The 6,846-nt window shown below is 43.5% G+C and carries 3 protein-coding genes, 1 pseudogene and 1 CRISPR repeat array; of the genes and pseudogenes, 3 read left to right on the top strand and 1 reads right to left on the bottom strand.

The genetic code is table 11. From position 1 onward, the window contains the following. From NWP21_RS15295 to NWP21_RS15285, 3 genes and pseudogenes are all read left to right on the top strand, one after another. The coding region (locus tag NWP21_RS15295; RefSeq protein ID WP_280793328.1) for an ATP-binding protein at positions 1-1,086 on the top strand (1,086 nt) is incomplete at its 5' end. Between the two features lie 86 nt (positions 1,087-1,172). Next, positions 1,173-1,387 (top strand): annotated as a pseudogene (locus tag NWP21_RS15290) (DUF433 domain-containing protein). A gap of 125 nt (positions 1,388-1,512) precedes the next feature. Further along, positions 1,513-2,118, top strand: a complete 606-nt coding sequence (locus NWP21_RS15285) for a hypothetical protein (RefSeq protein WP_280793326.1) — start codon at positions 1,513-1,515, stop codon at positions 2,116-2,118. A gap of 21 nt (positions 2,119-2,139) precedes the next feature. Further along, positions 2,140-2,836: direct repeats of the CRISPR family, unit length 37 nt; unit sequence GTTTCAATCCCTGATAGGGATTATAGGTAATTGTGGC. Between the two features lie 274 nt (positions 2,837-3,110). Here NWP21_RS15285 and NWP21_RS15280 read toward each other — a convergent pair. Continuing rightward, the gene (locus NWP21_RS15280) at positions 3,111-6,437 is read right to left on the bottom strand and encodes a Swt1 family HEPN domain-containing protein (RefSeq protein ID WP_280793325.1); all 3,327 of its coding nucleotides are present in this window, start codon (positions 6,435-6,437) and stop codon (positions 3,111-3,113) included. Positions 6,438-6,846: the final 409 nt, after the last annotated feature.

The following is a 6,846-nucleotide window of genomic DNA, read 5'->3' as shown; positions in this document are numbered from 1 at the left end:
TTAAGAGATGGTTTTCCTAACCGTCCAGAAAATTTTCCCTCATCGGTAGGATTAATTGGTTTACGAGATGTGCGAGACTATAAAGTAGCATCGGGAGGTAGTGATAGATTAAATACATCTAGTCCTTTTAATATTAAAGTTGCTTCTCTGACTATGCGAAATTTTAATCTGGCAGAAGTAGGAGAATTATATCAACAACATACAGCAGCAACAGGGCAAATTTTCACACCAGAAGCAATAGAAACAGCTTATGATTTAACCCAAGGACAACCTTGGTTGGTGAATGCTTTAGCTAAGGAAGTTGTAGAAAAAATGGTAAAAGATAGAAGTATTGCTATTACAAAAGAACATATTTTAACAGCTAAGGAGATATTAATTGCTCGTCAAGATACTCATTTAGATATTTTAGCGGAAAGACTCAGGGAAAAACGAGTTAAAAATATTATTGAACCCATTTTAGCAGGGCAAACATTACCGGATACCTTAGCAGATGATCGCCAATATTTAATAGATTTAGGATTATTAAGACGTGACCCCAGGGGAGGATTAGTTATTTCTAATCCCATATATCGGGAAGTAATTCCCCGTGTTTTAGTCCAAGGAACTCAGGATAGTTTACCTTTAATTAGTCCTAGTTGGTTGACTGTAAATGGTGAATTAAATATAGATGGTTTATTAACTGCATTTCTCAAGTTTTGGCGACAACATGGAGAACCTTTATTAAGTAGTGCTGCTTACCATGAAATTGCACCCCATATTGTATTAATGGCTTTTTTGCATCGTGTGGTTAATGGTGGAGGGGTTTTAGAAAGGGAATATGCGATCGGTAGTGACAGAATGGATTTATGTTTGCGTTATAAAGATGTTATTTTAGGGATTGAATTGAAAGTGTGGAGAGATAAAAAAGGCGATCCGCAAGGTGATGGAATTGAACAGTTAGAATCTTATTTAGGGCGTTTGGGTTTAGATTTTGGTTGGTTATTTATCTTTGATAGGCGGAAAAATGCCTTACCAATGGAAGAAAGGTTATCAACTGAAGTTGTGGTGACGGAAAATCAATATAGAATTACTGTGATTAGAGCTTGAGTGTTGGCAAAACTCACTGTTTTTAGCAGAAATAAATGGTATGATTAAATTAATATTAAAATTAATAAAAATGCCCTCGTCACATCATGAATTACAGAGACTATATCACAATTGAACCCAATAAACGTGGTGGTAAGCTTTGGTACGTGGCTTGCGAATCACAGTTTATGAGGTGCTTGAATACCTAGCTTCGGAAATGACAGAAGAAGAAATTCTTGAGGATTTTCCCGACCTAACGCGAGAAGATTTAAAGGCTTGTATTGCTTATGCGGCTGATCGTGAACGTCGGTTAATGATATAGACTCATAATATTTTCAATGTGTTCCCACTCGCTGGGGACATTATTTGAATGGAAACAAAACACTAGAAAAAATTGCTTGTATAATGTGGTTTAATGTGATAGTTAAGAGGTTTTTTTTTATAAGTATGGGAATCAATTTTTCCGTCACCGCTGCTGCTATGGCGTTTTTAGCTGCTACTCCGTCAATAGCTCAAGCTCAAGTTAATAACATCATCCTTAATTCCAACTCATCAACCCCTTCAACTTCAGTAGTCAATATGACCATCACTGAGTCTGAAGTTCTGGCAGCCCAAAAAGCCTGGGGAGATGCATTAGTGGCCATCTCTACCACCTACGATGAGAAGGGAAAAGCCGCAGCTAAGGCATTAGCCGGGGAGATTATTGATCAAGCCTATGGTTACCAGATGGGTGCAGTGCTGTTCAAGCCAACTCTGGCAGAAGCACCACAGACTTTCCGCACAACACGCGAAGGTGCATTGGCTTATTTCGTGGGCGACGATTCTTCTTTCCCTAATGATACTGGCTTTGCGCTCAAAGGATGGCGAAAGGTAGAAATTCGCAACGCTGGAATCTTCATTGTTGGTAATGTAGCTACAACAATGGGCAATGTCTTAGTTACTGACAAGACTGGTAAAGTAACCACAGTGGACAAAACCTGGAAGTTCATTAAGGATGACAATGGTAAACTGCGTATTGTAGTACACCATTCTTCCCTGCCTTACAAAAATTAAAATCACCTGTTTCATCAGCTGGTTTCAATCCCTGATAGGGATTATAGGTAATTGTGGCTCCCCCCCCCAACCTATGGTGGGGGGGATATCAGGAAAAGTTTCAATCCCTGATAGGGATTATAGGTAATTGTGGCTCTATTGTGTGAGAAGAAATAAACGGCTTTCCTCCTGCGTTTCAATCCCTGATAGGGATTATAGGTAATTGTGGCGCTTACCAGGGGTGGAGCCGTCCAGGTGTTCAGCTTTGTTTCAATCCCTGATAGGGATTATAGGTAATTGTGGCTTTAATTGACCTTTGAGAATATCTCGGTTTGCTCTTAAGTTTCAATCCCTGATAGGGATTATAGGTAATTGTGGCAGAGGCGGGTAAGTAGGCACTTCTATTTATCGCAGTGTTTCAATCCCTGATAGGGATTATAGGTAATTGTGGCTTACATCAGCAATAGATTCCTCACTGATTATCTCGTTTCAATCCCTGATAGGGATTATAGGTAATTGTGGCGATGCTTGATATTGACTGAAGATCCGATAAGTCATCTGTTTCAATCCCTGATAGGGATTATAGGTAATTGTGGCTCGCATCCTAGCAGCCTCACCCCACCTACAAAACGTTTCAATCCCTGATAGGGATTATAGGTAATTGTGACTCTTTGAGGGCGCGTTTGATAGTGGTTATACCCCGTTTCAATCCCTGATAGGGATTATAGGTAATTGTGACTGCCGACGCTGGGGGGGGTTGTTATCTTTGGTTTTCAAGGTTCTGATCCGTCAACCTAGAGATAATATAACTTTTCAGATATCCTGGTGTCAAGAGTAGCATCAAAAAAAATCCATCAAACTTTTATCTGGTAAGACTTGCCGAGAATGCGTCAACCTCAAAACCACTAAAAACACTGGAAACTTAGACTATACAAAGGTTCTGATGCGGGAAATTGTCAATCTAATTTTGACACCTACTGGTTGACGCACAAGGGCAGCCAAGAGCGGTTTTGTTACTCCTCCTCAAAATTGTAAGTTTTAAACTTGAGACTCCGGCAATTTTCGGTGACGGTGCGAATTACATTCTCTGGGATTCCATCAGGTAATTGCACCTGAATATCTAGAGTGACTTGGATATCTGCACCGACTAAACCCCCCAGATGTTGGACAATTTCGCTAGTTACTTGTTCAGCATCCCGAATGACCCGCTGGGGGTCTAAATTGACGGAGCCATAAAAACGCCGCAGTTTTGGAGGGGGTGGGGGTGGGGTGTATTCTATTACCGGTTCTTTTACTGATTTAGTAGAATTACTGGGGTTAATATTAGTTGGGTTTGGAGTTGGTGGGGTTGGGGGTTGTAGTACAGCTGTATCTTGCTGTAGTTGCTGCTCTGCAACCTCGGCTTTAACTAACCAACTTTGGCTGCTGAGGGTAGCTGTAATCCCTTCACAGGCTTTTAACCCTAAATAGCGTCCCTTAGCTTGATCGTAGCCGCTGGCGTAGGCGAAGTATTCTTTCCACAGTAAGGCTGCTACTCCTTCTTGAACAGCATTGAGTAACACTTGTTCATCTTTGAGGCGGGGTAGATAGAGATATTGGGTAAAGTATTTCCACAGTGTTTTTAAGTCAACATGATCGGCGTTAGACCAGATATAAGAGTCAAGGATTTCTAGACGCAGACGGGAAGGGGAATACTTAAGTATGAGTTGTTCTTCGTGAAGAAATCTCCGACTAGCCCGAATAATGAAAGAATCTTGCCCAGGAATGCGAATTTCTTCCCAAGTTATGGGCTTGTGCGCATCTGGTTGATGGGGAATTAACAGCCATTGATAAGTGTCTTGAAGTAACAGATTGACATTTTTATTAGTTTCCTCTTGCTTTTGTTGAGCTTGATTGGTTTGGGAAACATCTAAGTTTAAAGAGTCTTTTTCTTTAACAATAGAATCCCAGGCTAAAAATTGACAAACATGCTGGACTACATTATCTAGTTTAGTTTTATCGGTTGTCAGAAATAAGAGCAAATTCTTACAATAACGGGGACTAGCGCCTTTATAAGAGAGAATTTCTGTCACTTTTTCTAAGGCTGGGCTATCCTTAGCTTTGCTGCTGTGGCTATACTGGGGAGCTAAGACGACTAACCGCACGCCCATGTTTTCTTCATCGGGAACATCAGCGCTAGAATTGGGGGCTATATGCACCCCTGCAAATTCACCCCGCTCTTTATCGGTTCTCAGTCTGCTGATAATTTCTTCCCAAACTCGGTGTATGTCTTCGCTGATTTGTTGAGCGCGGTCTTGCGCGGTGCGGGTGACGTTGGGTTGGGTAGATATCCAATAACGATTACCGTCACTGACATATATATAGGTAGCTTGGTCGCTCAGACGGCGCAGAGCGTCTCCAAAGATGGCTACACTTTCACCGGGGTGGACACAACCGAGTTTAATTCTGCGGTCTTCTAAACCTCGGTTTGCTGCTTGTAAGGTGGGGGCGGAACCTAGGTAAATTGTGCGGGTAACACGGCGACAGGCGGAGTATTTCCCTAGGTTGGTGTTTTGAGCTTCTAAAAGCATGGGGAGGGAGTTGGTCCCATCGACATCTTTTTCAATTACTGGAACCCAGGAATCTTCTAGGTAACGGGTGAGTTCTGACTGTATTTGACTTTCCCCCATGGGAATATTGGCTGGTAATATCATTAAGGAGCGATCGCCTTGTTCCCAGAGTACAGTAATGACTTTAGCCATGAGTCGCAATACTCCGCGGGTGCGTTGGAATTTATCTAAGCTAGACCAGTCGTTATAGAGACGGTCAAATAATTCTGGATGAATGGGATAGGCTTGTTTTAAGCGGCGTTCATAGTCAGCTTCTCGACATTCTAGGGGAAATTCCTGGGGTTGATTGCGGTACATTTCGCTAAAAGCGCGTACGACAGCATCACGAGCTACGAATAAATTAGGGTCTGTGAGGTTTTGAAATAAACGACGACGAACAATCTCAAAACTTTCTTCGGCGCTAGCAGGTCGCCAAGGAGACTCAACCCGACCAATGGCATTTTTTAAGCGGTTGAGGGCTTCTCTACCTTTTTCGCCGCCAACTTCAATATCAGAAGAGGGTATACTGACTACTAATAAGGTGCGGTCTGCATTCTTAGCGGACTCGCTGAGGGTTTGGGCAAAGGTGAAATGGGTGTCAAAACTGCCACCGGGTAAAATATTATCATCATGGAGTTGTCGCCCATAGGCTACCCACTCATCAATGAGAATTAAACAGGGAGCATAGCGGTTAAATAAATCTTTGAGAATATCGCCGGGGTTAGTAGCGGTTTCGTCTGTTTCCCGCAACATTTCGTAACCTTCTTTACCGCCCAATTGCCAAGCTATTTCTCCCCACAGGGTTCTGACGACTGTACCATCTGTTTTTGTGTCTGGTTGACCGGGGGGTATTTTGTTACCTACTATCACCGCAGTTTTCACATTTTCTGGTAACTCTGACATCCCGGCGGTGGTTAAAACTGGTTCCAATTCCGGTAGGTCTTTGAGAGGAACACCAAAGCACAGATGATATAATGCCAGCAGAGCGTGGGTCTTACCCCCACCGAAATTAGTTTGTAATTCAATTACTGGGTCACCCCCCTGGCCAGAGAATCGCTGTAAGGCGTTCAGCAGCAGTTGTTTAAGTCCTTCGGTTAAATAGGTGCGGCGAAAAAATTCTGTAGGTAAGCGGTACTCGTCGGAACCTTCATCTAGGTAAACTTGCCAAAGATCCGCGGCAAATTCTGCTTGTTGGTAGCGACCGGAAGCAACATCTGGGTGGGGGGTGACTACTTCTCGCCAGGGTTTGAAACCGCTAACGGGATGGGTTTCTACGGAAGTTGCAGCAGCTTTGCGGGTTTCCCTGCGCGCTTGTTCTTCAAAGCGGATGCGTAGGAGTTCTTGTTTTTGCTTTTCTACGTCATCGGCTTCTGGGGCGCAAATGGCGGTCAAAAGACGGTTAATACTATCTAAGGCGCGGTAGGTATCATCTGTGGAGAATGGCTGATTGTGGGCCCAGGCGTTACGGGTGAGCATTAATTCACTCACTAAGCTTCTTTCGGCTTTACCCAGAGTTTGGTTAAATACTTCGTTCCACTGATTCCACATGACTTTGAGGACTTCTGCTACATCCTGCTTGAGCATTTGAGCCACGGGGCGGCGTAGGGTGCGGTCTTCGGAAACGAAGGGAGTAGCAGCAACTACCCACTTATCACCATATTTTGCGCCCATTTCCCTTTCTAAAAAGGGATACAAGCCTTTTTGTAGTAAATCTAAGGCTCTGCCTATTCGTTCGCGGTTGTTGATGGTCATTGTCGGTGTGTAGTTATTATAGGTGTTGGCTGCTAAATTGTGGCCATGGGAAATTACACCCCAAGGTTAAAGGTCTGGTGACGGCTGGGGGTAAGGTCTGGAAATGCTGTTAAGTTTTAGCTATAAGCTAGCACTGGATATCAAACCAATATATAGTATATTTTGCAACTGTTGCAATGGGCTAGTGTGCCAGGGGTTTAAAACGCCGTTTCATGCTACGGAGGACGCCAGGGGTTTAAAACGCCGTTTCATGCTACGGAGGACGCCAGGGGTTTAAAACGCCGTTTGATGCTACGGAGGACGCCAGGGGTTTAAAACGCCGTTTGATGCTACCGAGGACGCCAGGGGTTTAAAACCCCTGTCTGAAAGCTGAAGTCGGATGAATCCGACTAGGAAATCATGTATGTGG

The sequence above is a fragment of the Anabaenopsis sp. FSS-46 genome (assembly GCF_029891665.1).
Taxonomy (GTDB): Bacteria; Cyanobacteriota; Cyanobacteriia; order Cyanobacteriales; family Nostocaceae; genus Anabaenopsis; species Anabaenopsis arnoldii.
Note: the sequence above shows the minus strand (reverse complement) of the source record. Positions and strands in the feature narration are given on the sequence as shown.

Bases quoted from the DNA above. Each gene is read 5' to 3' on its own strand.
- NWP21_RS15285 (WP_280793326.1), top strand. From the start codon at position 1,513: ATGGGAATCAATTTTTCCGTCACCGCTGCTGCTATGGCGTTTTTAGCT.
- NWP21_RS15280 (WP_280793325.1), bottom strand. From the start codon at position 6,437: ATGACCATCAACAACCGCGAACGAATAGGCAGAGCCTTAGATTTACTA.